Origin of the sequence: Streptomyces sp. NPDC052016 (assembly GCF_044548445.1) — a bacterium.
GTDB lineage: Bacteria > Actinomycetota > Actinomycetes > Streptomycetales > Streptomycetaceae > Streptomyces.
This window is the reverse complement of sequence record NZ_JBIUBX010000033.1, coordinates 71,376-92,087: the sequence shown is the minus strand read 5'-3', so window position 1 is coordinate 92,087 and position 20,712 is coordinate 71,376. Positions and strand designations below refer to the sequence as shown.

Sequence of the window (20,712 nt, the reverse complement as noted above, 5' to 3'; positions counted from 1 at the left end):
GCACACCATGGCTGACTTCGTCGGAGCGGTGGACCAAGGGACCACCAGCACCCGATTCATGATCTTCGACCACGACGGCAACGAGGTGGCGAGGCACCAGCTGGAGCACACCCAGTTCCTTCCGCAGTCCGGGTGGGTGGAGCACGACCCGGTGGAGATCTGGGAACGCACCAACTCGGTGATGCAGACCGCTCTGCGGACCGGCAACCTGTCCCCGGAGGACCTGGCGGCGATCGGCATCACCAACCAGCGGGAGACCACGGTCGTGTGGGACCCGCGCAACGGGCGCCCCTACTACAACGCCATCGTCTGGCAGGACACCCGCACCGACTCCATCGCCGCCGCCCTGGAACGCTCGGGCCAGGGCGACGTCATCCGCCGCAAGGCGGGGCTGCCGCCGGCCACCTACTTCTCCGGCGGCAAGATCCAGTGGATCCTGGAGAACGTCGACGGTGTCCGCGAAGCGGCGGAGAAGGGCCACGCCCTCTTCGGCAACACGGACGCCTGGGTCCTGTGGAACCTGACCGGCGGCCCCGACGGCGGTATCCACGCCACGGACGTCACCAACGCCAGCCGCACCATGCTGATGGATCTGGAGACCCTCGACTGGGACGACGAACTGCTGGGCTTCTTCGACATCCCCCGCGCGATGCTGCCCACCATCAACCCCTCCTCGCACCGCGAGGCGTTCGGCGTCACCCGCTCCTCCCGCCCCATGCGGGCCGCCATCCCCATCAGCGGGGTGCTCGGCGACCAGCAGGCGGCCACGGTCGGACAGGTCTGCTACGCGCCGGGCGAAGCCAAGAACACGTACGGCACCGGGAACTTCCTCGTCCTCAACACGGGCACAGAGCTGGTGCGTTCGCAGCACGGGCTCCTCACCACCGTGGCGTACCAGTTCGGCGACAGCCCGGCGATCTACGCCCTGGAGGGCTCCATCGCGGTGACCGGGTCCGCGGTGCAGTGGCTGCGCGACCAGATGAAGATCATCAACAGCGCGCCGGAGAGCGAGACCCTGGCCCGTACCGTCGCGGACAACGGCGGCGTGTACTTCGTCCCCGCCTTCTCGGGCCTGTTCGCTCCGTACTGGCGCTCCGACGCCCGCGGCGCGATCGTGGGCCTCGCCCGGTACAACGACAACGGCCACCTCGCACGGGCCACCCTGGAAGCCATCTGCTACCAGAGCCGCGACGTCGTCGAGGCCATGGAGCAGGACTCCGGAGTCCACCTCGACGTCCTCAAGGTCGACGGCGGAGTGACCGCGAACGACCTGTGCATGCAGATCCAGGCGGACGTTCTCGGCGTTCCCGTCAGCCGGCCCGTCGTCGCCGAGACCACCGCGCTCGGCGCCGCCTATGCGGCGGGTCTCGCCACCGGCTTCTGGCGGGACACGGACGAACTGCGCACCCACTGGCAGGAGTCCAAGCGCTGGGAGCCCCAGTGGTCCGACGAACAGCGGGAAGAGGGCTACGCGGGCTGGAAGAAGGCGGTGGAGCGCACCCTCGACTGGGCCAAGGTCGAGTAACCCGGCCCGCCGGGCGGTCAGTCGGCCTTCCTGAAGAGCTCGGACATGGCGTCTCCCGTGTCCTGGGCCAGCAGTCCCGTCGCGTCCGGGGCGATCAGGCCCACCCGCGTGGCCAGTTCCCTGCCGTGGACGTCGACGGCGGCCTCGATGAGGCCCGCGAGGGCGTCAACGGCGGTGCGGGCACGGGCACGGGACACCGCCGCGCAGCCCGCGGCGACCAGGGCGGCCGGCCACCACCAGCAGGCCAGCAGGGCGTAACCCACGGCCCAGGCGGCGAGGCGGGCGGCGGCACCGAAGGAGTCACGGGCGGACTGGTTGCGCCGCGCCGGGTACGCGGGCGGAAGTCCGGGACGTGTTCGGTGAGGAGTCACCGGGCGAAGCCGCGCCTGAGGGGAGCGCGGCTCCCGCCTCCGACGCCCCGGCGGACCGGCGCCAGCAACTGGCCGCCGCATGGCGGGAACTCACCTCCCGTATCCGCGCCGAGCACCCCGGACTGGGCCTCCTGCGTCCGGTGCGGGAGTGGGACGAGCGCGAACTGCGCGCGACGGCCGCTGAAGGCCCGGTGGTCCTGGTCAACGTCTCTCCGTACGGCAGTGACGCCCTGATCGTCACCGAGCGCTCCGTGGACGCCGTGCCGCTGCCGGGGCTCGACGCGCGGACCACGGCGGCGCGCCGGCAGGTTTTCCAGGACGCGCTGATGCGCATCGAGGCGCCGGGGACCCCGCGCAAGCAGTCGCAGCGCGCCCAGCAGGTCGTCCGGGACACCCTCGGCTGGCTGTGGCGGGAGGTCACCGGCCCCGTCCTCGACCACCTGGGCGTGCCGTCCGCACCCGCCGGACCGTGGCCCCGCGTGTGGTGGTCGCCCGGCGGCGCCCTGGGCACCCTGCCCCTGCACGCGGCGGCCCCGGCCGACGGCGCGCCCGGCGCGCTCGACCGTGTCGTGTCCTCGTACACGCCCACGCTGCGGGCCCTGCACCACGCACGGCAGCGTGCCGTCCGCCCGGACGCGGTCAGCGGCACGCTGGTCGTCAGCGTGGCGGAGGCCGACGGAACGCCTCCGCTGCCCGGCGCACGCCGCGAGTCGCAGCACCTGGCCGGGCTGCTGCCCGGCGCCGCGGTGCTGGCGGACACCTCCGCCACCCGCTCGGCGATCGTCGCCGCCCTGCCGCGCCACGCGTACGTGCACTTCGCCTGCCACGCGCTGAGCGCCTGGAGCGTCCCTCCCGCAGTCGGCTGGTCCTGCACGATCACGGCGCACACCCGCTGACCGTGCGCGACCTCGCGCGGCTGCGGCTGCCCTCCGCCCGGCTCGCCTACCTGTCCGCATGCGACACCCTGCGCACCAGCACCGACCTCGCCGACGAGGCCGTCCACATCGTCAGCGCCTTCCAGATGGCCGGCTTCCCGCACGTGGTCGGCTCCCTGTGGCACGTGGTCGACGCGATCGGAGCCGAGGTCGCCCGGAGCGTGTACGAGGCCCTGCACACGGGCGGCGGCGCGCTGGACGTCGGCCGGACGGCCCAGGCCCTGCACAGCACCGTGCGCGCCCTGCGTGACACGTATCCCGCGACGCCCAGCCTGTGGGCCTGCCAGGTGCACGCCGGTCCGTAGAGGGTGTCCAGCACGGACGGCCCGTCGGCGTCCGTGCCGGACGGTGCCTTCGCTGCGGCTTGGGCGTCAGGGCTTGACGGCGTGCAGGACCCGCAGACCGCGGGGCCCGCTGTCGTCGTGGCGTACGACGAGGCCGGCCGCGCGGCACTCGTCGGTCAACCACCGGGAGGACAGCCGGAGTTTGGGGTAGCTGCTGGTCCTCAGGTGCCAGGCGCCGTCCTGACGGACGTGCAGCAGATCGTGGACCAGGACCCTCTCCTCGTCGACGTACTCCAGGAAGCAGGTGAGGATGCGGTCGTCGGTGCTGCGGACGGGGAGGAACCGTTCCGTGCCATGGAGTTCACGGGTCAGATCGCGGTAGGTGGCGACGAAGCTGCCGCCCGGGCGGAGCGCCTCGGCCACCTCGGTGATCAGCTTCCGCACGTCCGCCCGGGCCGGCAGGTGCGGCAGCGTGTCCCCCATGCAGACCACGGCCGCGGCGGAGCCCGGGGCGAAGTGGCGGGGCAGAGCACCGCGGATGTCCTCCTGGACGGGGCGGACGGTCTCCGCGGTGCCGGATCGCCGGGCGTGCTCCATGAGTTCGTCGAGGAGCACGGCACTGGTGTCGACGGCGGTCACCGGCGTGAAGCCGAGGCGGGCGAGGGCCAGGCACTGCGGGCCGGGGCCGCAGCCGAGGTCCACGGCGGCGGCCCCGTCCTCCGGGCGCGCGACGAGCCCGAGTCCGCGGAGGAGTTCCGCCTGCGCCGTTGCCACGGCCTCGATGTCTCCGCCCAGCATCCAGGTGTAGTGCTCGGCGAGCAGGCGGTCGTAGTGGTCGGCGGCGGTGGTCATGTGCGTTCCTTTCGCAGCGGCGGCGTCCGCCGGCGGCCGACGCCGTCGTGGTGGTGTCGACGCCCGGCTGCCGTGCGAGGACGGCGGGACGCTCGGGCGACGCGATCCTGGCACCGCGGAGCGGCGGGCCGAAAGGGAGATTGCAGCCATGCGCCGGGGTACGCGGGCGTCGGTGCGGGGATATGGCACACCTCACAACTCCTCGTCGCAGGTGGTGCCGTGACGAATGGTCAGTGGATCATGGACGCGGGTCCGTGCCTGTGTCGATCGATCGTGCGGAAGGGGGCGCTTTCACTCGGGTGTGCCCCCGTGCCGTTCCCGGCCGGCCCACCCCGACGGAAGAAGGACCGTTTCCCGATGATCACCACGTCCAGGCTGCTACGGGCGGCCGCGGCGCCCGTGCTGGCCGCCGCCCTGCTGACGTCCACCACCCCGTCCGCCTCCGCGGCCGAAGCCCAGCCGGTCTACGGCGAGCTTGCGGTCAACGGCGACTTCGCCGCCGGAGCCGACGGCTGGTGGTCCACGGGCGCCACCACGACGGTCACCGACGGGGCCCTGGTGGCCACCGTCGGCGCCGGAACCGTCAACCCGTGGGACGTCATCGTCGGCCAGGACGGCATCCGGTTCCGTCCTGGCGTCCGGTACACGCTGTCCTTCGACGCCAAGGCGTCCGTGGCGGCGACGGTGCGGGCGACCGCGCAGCTCGGTGCCGAGCCCTACACCGCGGCACTCGACCGGGCCGTCGAGCTGACGACCGACTCCCGGCACTTCTCCTGGACGTTCACCTCCGGGATCGACACCACGACCGGAGCCCTGAACTTCCAGCTCGGCGGGCAGTCGGTGGGGACGGACTTCGTCCTCGACAACGTGTCCCTGACCACCTCCACAGCCCGCGAGGGCTTCTACACCGACCCCCGCAACAACGCGGCGACGTGGGTCGACGCCAACCCGCGCGACGATCGCGCCGGAAAGATCGGGGCCGCCGTCGCGGACCACAACGCCGTCAAGTGGTTCGGTGACTGGGACGCCGACGGCAACCCCGCCACCGGCATCCGGACCGAGGTGTCGGACTACGTCGGCGCCGCCGCCGCACGGGGACTCCTGCCTGTCCTGGTCGCCTACAACATCCCGGGCCGGGACTGCGGCGGAGCCTCCTCCGGCGGTGCCGGTTCCCCGGATCTGTACAAGGCGTGGATCGACGAGTTCGCCCAGGGCATCGCGGGCCGGCCGGCGATCGTCGTCCTGGAGCCGGACGCGGTGGCCCAGTCCTCGGACGACGCCTGCATGCGGGGCAGCGCGGAGCAGCGCTTCGACATGCTCTGGTACGCCACGCAGCACCTGCAGCGGCAGGGCACGCTCGTGCGGACGTACCTGGACGCCGGCAACGCCACCTGGACGCTGGGCCCGGACCTGAGCGGCACGCAGGGCATCGGCCTGGAGAGGATGGCGTACCTGCTCAACCGCTCCGGCGTCTCCATGGCCCGTGGAGTCTCGGTCAACGTGTCCAACTTCGACGACACCGCCGTCTCCGACGACTACGCCCAGCGGCTGACCGCCCGGCTCGCGACCGACTTCGGCCTGTCCGTCGGCTGGGTGGTCGACACGTCCCGCAACGGCAACGGCGCCTACGTCGTGCCCGGGTCACCCGCCAGCGGGCACGTGGGCTTCTGCAACCCGCCCCGGCGCAAGCTCGGCGTGACGTCCCGCGCCGGCAGTCCCGGTGGGGCGGACTACCAGCTGTGGATCAAGAACCCCGGTGACTCGGACGGCGACTCCGCGCAGTGCCCGGCGGGCTCTCCGGCGGCCGGCCGGTTCTCCCCGGAACTGGCCGAGGCGCTGGTCGACGGCAGCTGAGAGCCGACCCCGCGGGCCCGAAGCGGAGCGTGCGGCAGGGCGTCCTCGCCCGCACGCACACGCGCACGGGCCGGCGGCCGGAGCGCTCACGACCTGCGTGAGGACAGCCGGTCCAGTTCCGCGGCGGCCTCCCGCGCCTCCTGCTCGGCCCGCACGAGCGCCTCGGCGGCCTCCTGGCTACGCTGCCCGGCGGCCTGTTCCTCGTCGGCGGCTCGCCGCTGTTCCTCCCGCAGCTGCCGCAGACGCCGCTCGGCGTCGGTCACCCGCTGCCGGGCCTCGTCGTGGCGGGCATGGGCCCGGGCCAGTTCCGCGTCGGCGTCGATACGCCGGTCACGGCAGGCGCGCAGGCGCCGCTCGGCGTTCTCGGCCGCCGTTCTGGCCCGCGTGAGCTGCCGCTGACGCTCACGGCGCCGCTCCGCGAGTTCGTCCTGCGCCCGGGCCGAGGAAGGCGCGGCTTTCGGCGAGGCCGAGGGAGGCGCGGCTTTCGGCAGGGCCGTCCCGGGCGTCGCACCGGCGGAGGGAGCGGTGCCGGTGACGAACTCCGACGGCGGGACGAGGGCGGACACCAGCCGGCCCCCGGCCCACTGGTCGGCGGCAGCCTGATCGGCGAGCACCGCGTGCAAGGTCGCCTCGACCTCCTGCTGGACCGCGCCCGACAGCCGGTGCCCCGCCTCGAAGGCGAGGTGCGCGGCCTGCCGGGACAGTTCGGAGACGACACGGCGGCGCTGGACGGACAGCTCCTTCACGCCGGCGCTGTCCAGGCCGCGGTAGGCCTCGCGCAGGGCTCGCCCCAGCTCCAGGAACCGCCGGCTCTCCTGCGGCTCGGACCGCAGCAGCAGGTTCGCCGCCCAGGCCGCCAGGGAGGGGCGGCGGGCGGCGCGGACGGCGCGGGCGTCCTCGGCACGGCCTTCCGCTCCGGCCGCGGCGGCCAGCTCCTCCCGACGGGCGACGAAGCGGGACGGCGGGGTGGTGTACAGCTCGTCCAGGGCGGCCTCCACGCCGTCCCCGTCCCCGTCCCCGCCCTGTCGGCGTCCGCCTCTGCGCTGCATGCCTCCCAGGCTCCGCCGGGCCGGGCGACCTCGCACATCGGAGCGCGGGCGTGGCCCGGCCTCCGTAGGCCGCGCCCGGCAATCTTGCCTGCCGATCCCGCACGGTGGGACACTTCCGAACCGCCGCCTGCCCGCGAACCCGTGGGTGCACCAGGCGCTGCACTGCCCTGTACGACCGGCTGATCGCGACAGCGAGGGAGTGGGCGTGTCACGTACGCGGAGGCGGCCGGGCGCGGGCCGGTCCGGGCGGGTTTGCGTGGGCGCGGCGGCAGCCGTCCTCGCCGTCGTGTGCTCCGCCCGCGGGGGCGGCGGCAGTGCGGGAGACGGCGCGGCCCGCCCGGCGAGCCGCGACCCCGAGGCGGACCTTCGCGGGTGGCGGCTCGCGGCGTCGCACCGTTGCTTCCGGTGACCGTGCCCGGGCCGCGCGCCGGAGATCGACGCGGGCACGCCGCCGGTGCCCGTCCTCGCGGGACCGTCGGCTTCTTCGGCGCGCCTCGCGGACAGCGGTCCGGGCGGCCCCGCCCGGACCGGCCGGTGCTCCTCACCCGTTCCGGGCCCGGGGCCCCGTGTCCCCCCGGCGCCCGCAATCGCCCGGTCCTGGGCCCGGACAACGCCGTACTGATCGAGAAGACGGGAGAGAGATCCTTGAGCGGACCCCTGACCATCCTCTTCGCGCCGGAGAGCGCCTACGGCCCGACGAACAACTGCGTCGGGATCGGCGACGTCCTGCGCCGCCGGGGCCACCGCGTGGTGTTCGCGGCCGAGGCGTCCTGGAAGGGCAGACTCACCGGGCTGGGCTTCGAGGAGGACCTGATCGACCTCGCGCCGCCGCCCGAACAGCCACAGGACGCGGGCCAGTTCTGGAAGGACTTCATCCGGGACACCGCCCCGGAGTTCAGGAAGCCGACGATCGAGCAGCTGCGGACCTGGATCAGGCCGGTCTGGGACGAGCTGATATCCGGCGCCCGGTACTGCGAACCGCAGCTGAAGGCGATCGTCGACCGGGTCCGGCCGGACGTGATCGTCGAGGACAACGTCGTCTGCTTCCCCGCCCTGACCACGGCGGGCGTGCCGTTCGTGCGGATCGTCTCGTGCAACCCGCTGGAGGTGAAGGGCGAGCACCTCCCTCCGCCGTTCTCCGGCTACCCGGCCGAGGACCGCGGCGGCTGGGCGGAGTTCCGTGCGGAGTACGACCGGACGCACCGCGAGACCTGGGCCGCTTTCGACGACTGGGTGACGCGGCAGGGGGCGCGGCCGCTGCCCGATCTGGAGTTCATCCACGAGGGAGACCTCAACCTGTACGTGTATCCCGAGATCGCCGACTACACCGCGGCGCGCCCGCTGGGCCCCGGATGGCACCGGCTGGACTCCTCGGTCCGGGAGACCGACGAGGAGTTCACCCTGCCCGCCGAGCTGACGGGCGGCGGCACGGACGACAGCGCACTGGTCTACTTCAGCCTGGGTTCGCTCGGCTCCGCCGACGTCGAGCTCATGCGCCGGGTCGTCGCGTCGCTGGCGCGGACCCCGCACCGGTACATCGTCTCCAAGGGTCCCCTGCACGACGAGATCGAACTGCCGCCCAACATGTGGGGTGCGGAGTTCCTGCCGCAGACGCGGATCCTGCCCCTGGTGGACCTGGTCATCACGCATGGCGGGAACAACACGACCACCGAGTGCTTCCACTTCGGCAAGCCCATGATCGTGCTGCCGCTGTTCTGGGACCAGTACGACAACGCCCAGCGGGTGGCCGAGCTGGGCTTCGGCGTCCGGCTCGACCCCTACCGGTTCACCGACGCCCAACTGCACGGTGCGCTGGCCGAGTTGCTGGGCGACACCCGGCTGCGGTCCACCATGACCGAGGCCGCGGAGACGATCCGTGGCCGCGACGGACTGCGGACGGCCGCGGACCTGATCGAGCGGACCGCGGCGGGCTGATCCCGGGCGCCTGGCCGCCCGCCGGCCCCGAGGACGGCCAGGCCCGGGCCACGACGGTGCGCGGTGCCCCGAGGTGCAGCAGGGCAGTTGATCCCATAACGTGGAACTTGGAGTGCTTCCAGGGGGGTTTCAGCTCCCTTGCCGGGAGGTTCGGCGGTAGTAGCCGTCGCCGTACACATCACTCCACCCTCAGGAGACACGATGGCCAGGCACCGTGCCGTCACCCGCCCCGCCTCGCTCTACGCGCTCGCCGGAATCCGGATCGTCAACGGCGCCACCGGACTGCTGGCCCCCGACCTGCTGATCCGGCGGCTCGACCCCGACCGTGAACCGCTCAGCCCAGCGGCCGTCTACGCCTTCCGGCTCTTCGGGATCCGTACGGTCCTGCTCGGTCTCGATCTGCTGACCAACCGCGGCGAACGGCTGCGGGAGGACCTGCGCGAGGGCGTCCTGATCCACGGCAGCGACACCGCGACCGCGGCCATGCTCGGCCTGCGCGGTCTGCTGCCGCCGCGCACCGCCGTGCTGACCACCCTGATCTCGGCGACCAACACCGTCCTCGCCGCGACCGCCGGCGTCTCCCTCACCGACTCCGCCCGGGGGAAGCGGAAGTGACGGCGGAGGGCGCTGCCGCTCCCCCGGCGGAGACGGGTTTCGACTACGTCGTCGTCGGCGCCGGTGCGGGAGGCGGGCCGCTGGCGGCCAACCTCGCCGAGGCGGGACTGCGCACCCTGCTGCTCGACGCGGGCGGTGCGGAGGAGAACGACAACTACCTGGTTCCCGCCTTCCACGCGGACGCCTCCGAGGACCCCGTCCAGTGCTGGAACTACTTCGTCCGGCACTACGCCGACGAGGCGCAGCACCGGCGCGACAGCAAACTCGTCGCGGACCGGGGCATCCTCTATCCGCGCGCCGGGACGGTCGGCGGCTGTACCGCGCACCACGCGCTGATCACCGTGTACCCGTACAACCGCGACTGGGACGCGATCGCCGAGGAGACCGGCGACACGACGTGGAACAGCACGGCCATGCGCCGCTACTTCGAGCGGCTGGAGCGCTGTACGTACCGCCCGAGGCCCAAGGAGCCGCCCGCCGGCCGGCTGCCGGCCGCGCTGCTGAAGGCCCTGCCCTTCGTCGCCGCCCGGTACCGCAACGACGCACGGCACGGATTCGACGGCTGGCTGCCGACCGCGCTCGCCGATCCCGAAGTGGCGCTGCAGGACAAGCAGTTGCTGAAGGTGATCCTCTCCGCGGCGGAGGGGGAGCTCGTCGACTTCCTCGACCGGCCGCTGTCGCCGCTGGAGGGGTTCAGCGCCTTCGTCGACCCCAACGACTGGCGGGTGCAGACGCGTGCCCTGGAAGGACTGTGGCAGATCCCGATCTCCACGGCGCAGGGACGGCGCAGTGCCGTGCGCGAGCGTGTCGAGGCCGTGCGGCGCAGTCGTCCGGACCGTCTGGTGGTCCGTACGCATGCCCTGGTGGCCCGGGTCGTGCTCGACGAGAACGGAGCGGCGACCGGTGTCGACTACCTGGACGCGGCACACGCCTACCGGGCGGATCCCGCGAGCGGGCAGGCGACCGGGCCGCCGGCCCAGCGCAGGGTCCTGGCCTCCCGCGAGGTGATCCTGGCCGCGGGGTCCTTCAACACGCCCCAGTTGCTGATGCTGTCGGGCATCGGACCGCGCGAGGAGCTCCAGGAGCACGGCATCCCCGTACGGGTCGACCTCCAGGGGGTGGGCGGCCACCTCCAGGACCGGTACGAGGTCGGGGTGGTCAGCCGGATGGACCGCGAGTTCGCGGTCGTCGGGGACTGCTCCTTCCACGCCCCGGCTCCGGGCACCGAACCGGACCGCTGTTACCGGGCCTGGCGCCGCGGTGAGGGCCTGTACACCACCAACGGCGCCGTCCTCGGTGTCACGCACAAGTCCCGTCCGTCGCTGGACGCTCCCGACCTGTTCGTCTTCGGCGGTCCCTTCGACTTCCGGGGCTACTACCCGGGTTACTCGGCGGAGCTGACCCGCCATCGGGACCGCTTCACCTGGGCCATCCTCAAGAGCCGCACCCACAACACCGGGGGCCGGGTGCGGCTGCGCTCCGCCGACCCCCGTGACACCCCGCTGGTGAACTTCCACCACTTCGGCGAGGGCACGGACAAGGACGAGGTGGACCTCGAGGCGATGGCCGACGCCGTGGAGTTCGTGCGCGGGATGAACCGCAGGGCCGGCTCCGTGATCCTCGAGGAGCTGTGGCCCGGCAAGGAGGTCCGCGGCCGGGAGGCCGTCCGCCGTTTCGTGCAGGACGAGGCGTGGGGCCACCACGCCTCCTGCACCTGCCGGATGGGGCGGGCGGACGATCCCTCCGCCGTCGTCGACAGCGACTTCCGGGTGCGCGGGGTGGACCGCTTGCGGATCGTCGACGCCTCGGTCTTCCCGCGCATCCCCGGTTTCTTCGTCGCCACCCCGATTTACATGATCAGCGAGAAGGCGAGCGACGTGATCCTCGCCGCCCAAGGAGTCACGCGATGAGCAAGCAACCACGCGCCGCAGGGCGTTCCCCGGCCGGCTACCGCACGTCCCTGCTCTGGCGGATCATCACCGGCGGCGCCGAATGGCTGGACCGGCGCGTCGGCTGGGACAGACTGCCCGTCCTGCCGGGCCTGCTGACACTCCTCGGACTGCGCGTCCGCCTCCGTCAGCGGAACCTCCACGACCCCGGCCGGCTGCCCTCGGTGAACCTGCCCCAGCCCGCGCCGCCCGCCGAGAGCCACAAGGTCAACCGGACCGCCGACGGCAGCCACAACGACCTCGCCGAGCCGCGGATGGGCATGGCGGGCACCCGCTTCGGCCGGAACATCCCGCTGGACCGGATCCCTCCGGCCACGCCCGAGGAGGTGCTGTCCCGGCCGAGCCCCCGCGAGGTCAGCCGCGCGGTGCTCACGCGCGACGAGCTGATCCCGGCCGAGTCGGTCAACTCCCTGGTCGCCGCCTGGCTGCAGTTCATGGTCCGGGACTGGTTCAGTCACGGGACGAGCCCGACCGAACGGCCGTGGGAGGTGCCGCTCCTGGACGACGACCCGTGGCCGGAGCGGCCCATGCACATCATGCGGACCCCGGACGACCCGACCCGCGACCCGCAGGCGCCCGCCGGGACGCCCGACACCCGGGTCAACGTGTCCTCCCACTGGTGGGACGCGTCGCAGATCTACGGGACGAACGAGACCGAGCAGCGCCAGATGCGCGCGGGTGAGCTGGGGAAGCTGCACCTGTGGGACAGCGAGCAGTCCCCGGTGCCCTCGGACCCGTCCCGCGACCCCTCGCGTATCCCCGGCTTCTGGCTGGGGCTCGCGATGATGCACGACCTGTTCGCGCGGGAGCACAACGCGATCTGCGACCACCTGCACGGCGCGTACCCGTCCTGGGGCGACGAGGAGCTGTTCCAGCGGGCGCGGCTCGTCAACGCCGCCCTCCTCGCCAAGATCCACACGGTGGAGTGGACCCCGGCCGTGATCAGCCACCCCACCACGGTCAAGGCGCTGCGCGCCAACTGGTGGGGCGTGGCGGGCGAGCGCGTCCACAACCTCTTCGGCCGGATCAGCGACAGCGAGGTCGTCAGCGGCATCCCCGGCGCGGCCACGGACCACTACGGGGTGCCGTACTCGCTGACCGAGGAGTTCGTGGCGGTGTACCGCATGCATCCGCTGGTGCGCGACGAGTGGCATCTGCGCGCCGTCGCCGACGACGCGTCCCTGCGCCACTGCACCTTGCGCGACATCTCGGGCCCCGGGGCGCTGAAGTTCCTGGAGACGACCGACATGGCCGATCTCCTCTACAGCTTCGGCACCCTCCATCCCGGACTGGTCACCCTGCACAACTTCCCCAGGTTCCTGCAGGAGTTCGAGCGTCCGGACGGGCATCTGCAGGACCTCGCCGCCACCGACATCCTGCGCTCCCGGGAGCTGGCCGTCCCCCGGTACAACGAGTTCCGGCGGCTGCTGCGGCTGAAGCCCGCGCGGAGCTTCGCGGAGCTGACGGACAACCCGGCGTGGGCGGAGCAGATCGAGCGGCTCTACGACGGTGACATCGAGAAGGTCGACCTCACGGTCGGGCTGTACGCGGAGAAGCTCCCGAAGGGGTTCGCCTTCAGCGACACGGCGTTCCGCATCTTCATCCTGATGGCCTCGCGCCGGCTCAACAGCGACCGCTTCTTCACCGAGTACTACCGCCCCGAGGTGTACTCCAAGGCCGGCATGGCCTGGATCGACGACAACAGCATGATCACGGTGCTGCTGCGTCACCACCCGGAGCTGCGCACGGCGCTCGCCGGTCTGACGAACGCCTTCGTGCCGTGGCACACCGCCGGAGGAACGGTGACGTGACATGGATGCTACGGACAGGTCCCGCGAGGAGCGGGAACGCCAGACGGCGGCGGCCGCCGCGCGGTACGCCGAGACCAGCGACCAGCGGCAGACCGTGGAGGCCCGGCAGGACGCCGGGGTCACCTTCCCCGACTCCCAGCAGGCGCTCGCGGCCCGGGCGGCCCGGCTGCTCGACCGGCACGCGGTGCCGACCGCCCTGGTGGTGGAGGCCGTCCGCGCGGAGCCGCTGAGCGCGCCCGCCGCGTACGAGCGCATCCTCGGGGTGTCCAAGGAGCTGCAGGCGTGGAGCTTCCTGCCGCGCGGCGCGCGGGCGGCCCGTACCGTCGCCCGGATCTCGGTGCGGGAGAACGGCCGCGAACTGCCGATGGGCACCGGCTTCCTGGTGTCACCGAGCCTGCTGATGACCAACCATCACGTGCTCACCGACGCGGCGGTCGCCCGGCAGTGCTACGTCGAGTTCGACGCGCAGGTCTCCGTCGACAACACCCCGCAGGCGCCGACGCGGCTGGAGCTCGACCCGGAGGGCTTCTTCGTGGCGGACGAGCGCCTGGACTTCGCCCTGGTGCGGGTCGAGGCCGGTCCGGACGGGCGGCCCCCGGGGGAGACGTTCGGCTGGAACCGGCTCAGCGTGCAGCTGGGGAAGCTGGTGATCGGCGAGCCGGTCAACGTCATCGGTCACCCGATGGGGCGCCTCAAGGAGATCGCCGTACGCGACAACATGCTGCAGGTGCGTCTGGACGACTTCCTCCACTACCGGACGGACACCGAGCCGGGCAACTCGGGTTCGCCGGTCTTCAACGACCAGTGGGAGGTGGTGGCGCTCCACCACAGGGGTGTGGCGAGGACCGACGACCAGGGGCGCGTCCTGCGCCGCGACGGACGGGTCTGGCAGCCCGGTGACGGCGACGACGCGATCGACTGGGTGTCCAACGAGGGCGTGCGCATCAGCTCCGTCCTGCAGCACCTCGCCGCCCTGCCCCTCACCTCCCGGGAGCGTGCGCTGCTGGCCGAGATGGGCCCGGAGTCCGGGCTGGGCCCCGCGGAGGCCGGCGTCGCTCCCCTCGCGGGCCCGGCACCGGCCGTCGTCGCTCCCGTCGCGGGTCCGGCCCCGGCGGTCGCGACCCCGGTCGCGGGTCCGGCACCGGCCGCCGTCGCCGTGCCGCGCCCCGCCGCGGAGGCGGCCCCCGCCGGGCGTGCGGGGCTGCGGGCCAGGGGCGGCGCGTTCGGCGGGCACCGGCACCTGGTCTTCCTGCACGGCCGCTCCCAGGAGGGCAAGGACCCCGGGAGACTGCGCCGCGCCTGGGCGGCCGGACTGAACCAGGGGCTGGTCCGCGCCGGGCTCGATCCGGTCGATCCGGAGGACGTCTGGTTCCCTTACTACGGCGACCGGCTGGTGCAGGCGCTCACCGCGCACGAGGCCGTCCCGCGCGTGGTCGAGGCGCCGACGGCCCGGGCGGCGGAGGTCGTCGCACCCGCCGCCCCCTCCGCCCGCGCGGTGTACGAGGAGATCGTCGGCGAGGCGGCCGCGAAGTGGCACGTCCCGTCCGAGGAACAACTGGCCACCGAGCGGATCGGCCTGGGTGACGTGGTCGGCACCCTGCAGCGGCGGTTGAGCTGGCTGGCCGCCCGCAGCGACCTCGACACGTGGGCCATCGCGCTGGTCTTCCGTGACGTGGCCGCCTACCTCGACGACCGGCGCGTCCGGGACGAGGTCCTGGACTGCGTGCTCGGCACGATGCCGGATGCGGGAGAGGTGGTGCTCGTCAGCCACAGCCTCGGCACGGTCGTCGGCATGGATCTGGTCACCCGGCTCTCCCCCGGTGTGCAGCTCGTCCATCTGACCACGGCGGGGAGTCCCCTCGGCCTGGACAGCGTGTACAGCAGGCTGCTCGTCGGCGGCCCGAAGCGACCCGACAGGGTGGCGGACTGGCTCAACGCCTGGTGCCCGACGGACGCCGTGGCCATCGGATGCCCGCTGAACGACGACTGGGCGGACGGACTGACCGACCTGGCCGTCCTCAACTCCCGCGACCGGGCCCACGACATCGAGGAGTACCTCGCGCACGCCGAGGTCGCCCGGTCGATCGACAGGCACCTCGTGGGCTGAGCCGGGCCGACGGCGTCCGCGGCCGGCGATGGCTCACGGACGCCGTGGGCGAACTGTCAGGGCCCGCCCGGCGGATCACGCCGCAGAGGCGGAGGCTGCCACGCGGCTCCCGAGCCGCTCTCGCCTCCCGGCGGCTGATCCGCCGGGCGGGCGCCGGCCGTATCGATCGGAAGCGTCGCCGGCGGTCGCAGCGGGTGTCGACAGTCGCAGCCGGTGTCGGACAGTCGCTGCTAGCGGCCGAGGCCGGCCTTGTCGCAGGCGCCGCGGAGCTCGGGGGTGCAGATCTGGTCGAGGGTGTACACGCCGTCCTCGACCAGGGTCTCCTCGATGGTGCCGGCGGTGACCGCGGTCGCGCTGAGCAGGACCGACGGGACGTTCTTGGTGGTGGGACTGTCGGTCGTCTCCGAGGCGATGTCGCGGACGTCCTCACCGCGCCCCAGGGCCACGGCCATGGCGGCGGCTTCCGCGGCCTGCGCCCGGAAGGGCTTGTACACCGTCATGTACTGCTCCCCTTTGACGATGCGCCGCACGGCGTCGAGGTCGGCGTCCTGGCCGGTGACGGGGGGAAGCTTCTCGACTCCGGCGCTCTTGAGGGCGGAGATGACGCCCGCGGCGATGGCGTCGTTGGCGGCCAGGACGCCGTCGATCCGGTTCGGGCCCAGGGCCGCGATGGCCGCGGACATGTTGGTGTGGGCGTTGTCCGAGCTCCAGCCCTCGGTGTTGTAGGACCTGCCGATCGTCACCTTGCCCGCGATGACGGACAGCGCTCCCCTGCGGTACCACGCCGCGTTGGGGCTGGTCGGGTCGCCGTTCATCATGACCACGGTCCCGTCTTCTCCGGTCCCGTCTTCTCCGGTCCCGTCCGCCATGGCCCTGAGCAGCGCCTCGCCCTGGAGCCTGCCGACCTGGGCGCCGTCGAAACTGACGTAGCCCGAGATCGGGCCCTCGGCGAGCCGGTCGTAGGCGACGACCGGCACACCGGCCCGGCGGGCCTCCTGGATCGACGAGCGCAGCGCCCTGGTGTCTGCGGCGTCGAGGATCAGGACCCTGACGCCCTTGGTGATCATGGAGGTCACCTGTTGCCGCTGCATCGTCGCGTCGTTCTCGGCGTTGGCGTACGCCATGGTGCAGCGGGGGCAGAGCTCTTTCAGCTCCTGCTTGATCAACGGCTTGTCGGAGTGCTCCCAGCGTGGGATCGCCCGGCTCGGGAGCAGCAGGCCCACGGTGAAGCTGTCGGCGTCCGCGTCGTCCCTTCCTTGGCAGGACGACAGCGACACCGCCATGACCACGGCGGCGAGGGCCGCGACGGCGTGTCGCGCGCGGAGCCGCGCAGGGGTGGCCCTCACGGCGGACCCCCCGGTGCCGCCGTCAGCGGCGCCGCCCCCTCGGGAGCCGGTGCGCGCCGGGGCACGACGATCTCGCTCCACACCTGCTTGCCGCCGGCCACCGGCATCGAGCCGAAGGAGTCCGACATGGCCTCGACCAGCATCAGGCCCCGCCCGCCGGTCGACTCCCAGTCCACGATCACCGGCTTGGCGGGCGCGCGGGGCGAGGAGTCGCTGACGCAGACCCGCACCCGGTCCCCGCGGAGCATCAGGTCGATGCGGACCGGTCCCTGGGTGTGCACGAGGGCGTTGGTGACCAGTTCGGACACCACCAGGAGCACCGCGTCGGCCGCCTCCTCGACCTTCCACCGGCGCAGGGTGCGCGCGGTGAACCGGCGGGCGTGCATGACGGCGTCGGGCAGTCGCCACACCGCCCAGCCGGCCTTGATCGGCCGGGTCTTCATGCCGTCGTAGCGCAGGAGCAGCAGCGCCACGTCGTCCTCACGGCGGCCGCGGTCGCCGAGCAGCTGGTCGGCCATGCGCCCCGGATCCGTCGGCTCCGCCGCGGCGAGCGCGAGGCGGGTCTGCTGCATGCCTTCGTCCAGGGGCAGGTCGGCGGCCTCCACGAGGCCGTCGGTGACCAGGGCGAGGACCGTGCCGGGGGTCAGGGGCACCGAGGTCATGGGGAACTCGGCCTCGGCGAGGACGCCGAGCGGGGGACCGCCCTCGACCTGCACCTCCTCGGTGCTGCCGTCGGGGTGGCGGACCAGCGGGGAGAGATGCCCGGCCCGCACGAACAGGATGGCGCCCTCCTCCATGTCCACCTCGGCGTAGCAGCAGGTGGCGAAGAGGTCGGTCTCCATACCGACGAGGAGGCGGTTGGCGTGCGAGATGACCACGTCCGGCGGGTGTCCCTCCACCGCGTAGGCCCTGACCGCGGTGCGCATCTGGCCCATGATCGTCGCGGCTCCGGCGCTGTGTCCCTGTACGTCGCCGATGACCAGCGCCACGCGGTCCTCGGTGAGGGCGATGACGTCGTACCAGTCACCGCCCACCTGCAGCCCGCGCCTCGCCGGCAGGTAGCGGGCGACGGCCGTGCCGCCGGGCAGTTCCGGGAGCCGCCGCGGCAGCAGGCTGCGCTGCAGCATCGTGGCCAGCTCCTCCTCGGCGTCGTGCGCGTGCGCCCGTGTGAGCGCCTGTCCGACGAGCGCGGCGGTGGCGGTGAGGAAGGACCGTTCCTCGGGGACGAACTGGTGCGTCCGGTCCCAGCCGACCAGGCACACACCGGTGACCCGGCCCTTGGAGGGCAGCGGCAGCACGGCAAGACCGCCGGTTCCGACGCCCTCCAGACCGGGTTCGAGGACGGTTCCGGCGGGCCACAGATCCATGCGGCCGTCCCGCAGGGCCGTCCGCAGGGCGGGCAGGGCGCCGATGGGCAGTTCGGGCCACTCGGAGCGCCACGCGGAGCGCCACATCCGCGGCCAGGCGGCCTGCTCCGGCGGGTCGAGCACGGTGACCATGAGCCGGTCGCCCTGCACCTCGGCGAGGGCCACCCGGTCGGCGCCGAGCGGCTCACGCAGGGCGGTGACGACGAGCCGGCTGACGTCCCGGACCGTCATCACCTCGTCGAGTGCGGCGGTCAGCCACTGGATCCTGGAGACGTCGTCGGCCCCGCGGCGCAGTACGGAGGTCGACGTCACCACGCCGAGGACCCGCTCCGGGCGGTCGTCGGCCGGTGCCGCCACACGGCACGCCAGGCTCAGCCAGCGCATCTCGCCGCTGGGGCAGCGGACCCGGAACTCCAGCTCCCGCCGGCCGAACGTCTGGGTGGACGGTTCGAGGACCGATATCAGGGCGTGCATGTCCTCCGGCAGGGCGTGGGCGAGCAGGGTCTCCGCCTTGCCGTCGAAGGCGTCCGGTGTGATGCCGACCAGTTCGAGCAGGGTGTCGTCCGCCTCCACGAGACCGGTGTCCGGCACCAGGAGGAAGGAGCCGACGCCCAGGCCGCGCAGGGCGGACGTCAGCAGCGACGCCGGTGCCGGGCGGCCGGCCGCGCCGCGCAGCACGCCGCTGATCGCGTCGGCGTACCGCTCGAGGAAGCGCCGCCGTTCGGCCTCGAATCCGTACACCCCGCCGCCCAGGACGACGAGGCAGCCCGGCCGTCCGCCCTCCGTGCGCAGGGGCAGTGCGCCGTACGACACGTCGTCCCGCAGGGGGGTCGGCCCGCCCTCGTCGTAGGAGGCGAGCGCCCTGGGGTTCAGCCACAGGGGCCGGTCCATGCGGCAGGCGTGGGCCGCGGGAGAGGCGCCGGACAGCGACAGGCGTTCCGGCAGCGTGTACTCGGCGGCGGTGCATCCGGCCGTCTCGGCCAGCCGGAGTTCGTCGCTCCCGGGCACGGGCACGTAGACGGCCGCCAGGAGCGCCCCGGCGAAGGTGAGGGCCCGCTCGCTCGCGGTGGACCCGGGCACCGGAGGCGGTGGCGACGTGTGGGCGGGGCCCGCCCCGGGAGCCGGCGGCTCCGAGACTCCGGCCCGGCCACGGCCGTCATGAGGCATGTCCGCGACCTACCTCCCGTACTGGCAGCAGGTGTCGACAGGTGGAGATCCGGCACCCACACACCAGAATCGCATATGCGGATGAAGTGGACAGATTGCCGTGGCTGCACTCCATTCGCAGATCACCACGGCCGGTGTCACACTGACGACGTGGCCGTCTTGCCGCTCTCGCGCGGCATGTTCCAGGCGGACGGTCGGCGCCTGCTCCGTCGTCGTCCGCGGGCTGCTTCGCGAGCGGTGGAGCCGCGGCCGCGGGTCCGGACCGACGGCGCCGGCCGGCTCTCCCCGGCCGCCTTCCCCACGCCCCGGCGCCTGCGGCCGGTGCGGCCCCGCAGCGCGGCACACCCGTCCTCGGCGCCCCGGCACGTCCGCTCCGCGCCCCCGCCCGCACCCCGCGCCGGCCGCCGGCGGCGAGCGCGGACCGCGCGCCGGACCGGCCGAAGGGAGGTCTCTTCGATGAAGGCCCGCCTACGGGGCGCGGTCGTGGCCGTGGCCGCCTTCTCGACGACCGTCGCCCTCGCGACCTGCGGGCCGGGCGCCGACACCGGCTCCGACGGGGACGGCACTCCGACGATCGCCCTGCTGCTGCCGGACGCCACCACCGCCCGCTGGGAGACACAGGACAGGCCCCTGATGGAGAAGGAGATCAGGCGGCTGTGCGGCGACTGCGCCTTCGAGCACGTCAACGCCAAGGGAGAAGTCGCCCTCCAGCAGCAGCAGATGAACTCGATGATCGCCAAGGGGGTCGACGCGATCGTGCTCGTGGCCGTGGACGGCCGGTCGCTCAGCGCCGCGGTCGGGAAGGCCCACGAAGCGGGGATCCCGGTCATCGCCTACGACCGTCTCTCGCAGGGTCCGGTCTCGGGCTACGTCTCCTTCGACGGCGAGGAGGTCGGCAGGCTCCAGGGCACGGCTTTGCTGAAGGGCATGGGCGAGAGGGTCGCGGACGGCCAGATCGTCATGATGAACGGCGATCCCAGCGACCCCAACGCGGTGTCGTTCAAGAAGGGCGCGCTGTCCGTCCTCACGGGCAGGGTGAAGATCGGCAAGGCGTACGACACCATCCAGTGGAGGGCGGAGGCGGCGAACCTGAACATGGCCGGGGCCATCGCCGCCCTCGGCGCCGGCAACATCCACGGGGTGTACGCCGCCAACGACGGCCTCGCCGCGGGCACCATCTCGGCCCTCCGGGCGAACAAGGTCGAGCCGCTGCCCCCCGTCACCGGGCAGGACGCCGAGCTCGCGGCCGTGCGGCGCATCGTCAGCGGCCATCAGTACATGACCGTCTACAAACCCTTCGCGCCCGAGGCTTCCGGGGGCGCCGCGATGGCGGTGGCCGCGGTCCGTGACGAGAACCTCGACCGGGTCGCCACCGACACCGTGACGACCCACGGCGGGGGGACGGTTCCGGCCATCATGCTGGCCCCCGTGGCCGTGACCGTCGACAACATCAAGGACACCGTGGTGAAGGACGGTGTGTACACCGTCCAGCAGATCTGCACGCCCCGGCTCGGGGCGGCCTGCGACCGGGCCGGGCTGACCTGA

The 20,712-nt window shown here is 73.0% G+C and carries 15 protein-coding genes; 10 read left to right on the top strand and 5 right to left on the bottom strand.

The features are described from left to right. Positions 1-7: 7 nt before the first annotated feature. A complete protein-coding gene (gene glpK / locus ACIHAR_RS34035) occupies positions 8-1,525 on the top strand; it encodes a glycerol kinase GlpK (RefSeq protein WP_365465384.1) in 1,518 nt (505 codons plus the stop codon). Between the two features lie 17 nt (positions 1,526-1,542). On the opposite strand, the gene ACIHAR_RS34030 is transcribed toward glpK, so the two are convergent. Further along, a complete protein-coding gene (locus ACIHAR_RS34030) occupies positions 1,543-1,896 on the bottom strand; it encodes a hypothetical protein (RefSeq protein ID WP_400023088.1) in 354 nt (117 codons plus the stop codon). Here ACIHAR_RS34030 and ACIHAR_RS34025 point away from each other — a divergent pair. Continuing rightward, positions 1,878-2,792: a CHAT domain-containing protein gene (locus ACIHAR_RS34025; protein ID WP_400023087.1), complete on the top strand. Its 915-nt coding sequence runs from the start codon at positions 1,878-1,880 to the stop codon at positions 2,790-2,792. The two genes, ACIHAR_RS34030 and ACIHAR_RS34025, sit on opposite strands and share 19 nt — an antisense overlap. Before the next feature lie 2 nt (positions 2,793-2,794). After that, complete coding sequence (locus tag ACIHAR_RS34020; protein WP_400023086.1) at positions 2,795-3,136, top strand: CHAT domain-containing protein; 342 nt, start codon at positions 2,795-2,797, stop codon at positions 3,134-3,136. Between the two features lie 66 nt (positions 3,137-3,202). Here ACIHAR_RS34020 and ACIHAR_RS34015 read toward each other — a convergent pair whose 3' ends face one another. Beyond that, positions 3,203-3,967 carry a class I SAM-dependent methyltransferase gene (locus tag ACIHAR_RS34015; RefSeq protein WP_400023084.1) on the bottom strand — a complete coding sequence of 255 codons (765 nt, stop codon included), beginning with the start codon at positions 3,965-3,967 and terminating at the stop codon, positions 3,203-3,205. 357 nt (positions 3,968-4,324) lie between these two features. On the opposite strand from ACIHAR_RS34015, the gene ACIHAR_RS34010 reads away from it, so the two are divergent. Beyond that, positions 4,325-5,821, top strand: a complete 1,497-nt coding sequence (locus ACIHAR_RS34010; protein ID WP_400023083.1) for a glycoside hydrolase family 6 protein — start codon at positions 4,325-4,327, stop codon at positions 5,819-5,821. Between the two features lie 86 nt (positions 5,822-5,907). On the opposite strand, the gene ACIHAR_RS34005 is transcribed toward ACIHAR_RS34010, so the two are convergent. Further along, the gene (locus ACIHAR_RS34005) at positions 5,908-6,870 is read right to left on the bottom strand and encodes a hypothetical protein (RefSeq protein WP_400023081.1); all 963 of its coding nucleotides are present in this window, start codon (positions 6,868-6,870) and stop codon (positions 5,908-5,910) included. Positions 6,871-7,515: 645 nt separating this feature from the next. On the opposite strand from ACIHAR_RS34005, the gene ACIHAR_RS34000 reads away from it, so the two are divergent. The 5 genes from ACIHAR_RS34000 (at position 7,516) to ACIHAR_RS33980 (ending at position 15,287) form a co-directional block, all read left to right on the top strand. Then, on the top strand, positions 7,516-8,805 hold the full coding sequence (locus tag ACIHAR_RS34000; RefSeq protein WP_400023080.1) for a glycosyltransferase: 1,290 nt from the start codon (positions 7,516-7,518) through the stop codon (positions 8,803-8,805). Positions 8,806-9,006: 201 nt separating this feature from the next. Then, the gene (locus tag ACIHAR_RS33995; RefSeq protein WP_365465370.1) at positions 9,007-9,420 is read left to right on the top strand and encodes a hypothetical protein; all 414 of its coding nucleotides are present in this window, start codon (positions 9,007-9,009) and stop codon (positions 9,418-9,420) included. Next, entirely contained in the window at positions 9,417-11,330 is a 1,914-nt protein-coding gene (locus ACIHAR_RS33990) for a GMC family oxidoreductase (RefSeq protein ID WP_400023078.1), read from the top strand. The genes ACIHAR_RS33995 and ACIHAR_RS33990 overlap by 4 nt, the downstream gene beginning before the upstream one ends. After that, positions 11,327-13,180, top strand: coding sequence for a peroxidase family protein (locus tag ACIHAR_RS33985; RefSeq protein WP_365465364.1), 1,854 nt, complete (start codon positions 11,327-11,329; stop codon positions 13,178-13,180). Before ACIHAR_RS33990 ends, ACIHAR_RS33985 begins: the two co-directional genes overlap by 4 nt. Before the next feature lies 1 nt (position 13,181). After that, the gene (locus ACIHAR_RS33980) at positions 13,182-15,287 is read left to right on the top strand and encodes a trypsin-like serine peptidase (RefSeq protein ID WP_400023076.1); all 2,106 of its coding nucleotides are present in this window, start codon (positions 13,182-13,184) and stop codon (positions 15,285-15,287) included. A gap of 230 nt (positions 15,288-15,517) precedes the next feature. Here ACIHAR_RS33980 and ACIHAR_RS33975 read toward each other — a convergent pair whose 3' ends face one another. Both ACIHAR_RS33975 and ACIHAR_RS33970 read right to left on the bottom strand, forming a co-directional pair. Then, positions 15,518-16,570: a sugar ABC transporter substrate-binding protein gene (locus tag ACIHAR_RS33975; protein WP_400023119.1), complete on the bottom strand. Its 1,053-nt coding sequence runs from the start codon at positions 16,568-16,570 to the stop codon at positions 15,518-15,520. Positions 16,571-16,629: 59 nt separating this feature from the next. Then, positions 16,630-19,167, bottom strand: a complete 2,538-nt coding sequence (locus ACIHAR_RS33970; RefSeq protein ID WP_365465358.1) for a SpoIIE family protein phosphatase — start codon at positions 19,165-19,167, stop codon at positions 16,630-16,632. 456 nt (positions 19,168-19,623) lie between these two features. Here ACIHAR_RS33970 and ACIHAR_RS33965 point away from each other — a divergent pair, with 456 nt between their 5' ends. Then, positions 19,624-20,712, top strand: coding sequence for a substrate-binding domain-containing protein (locus ACIHAR_RS33965; RefSeq protein WP_365465355.1), 1,089 nt, complete (start codon positions 19,624-19,626; stop codon positions 20,710-20,712).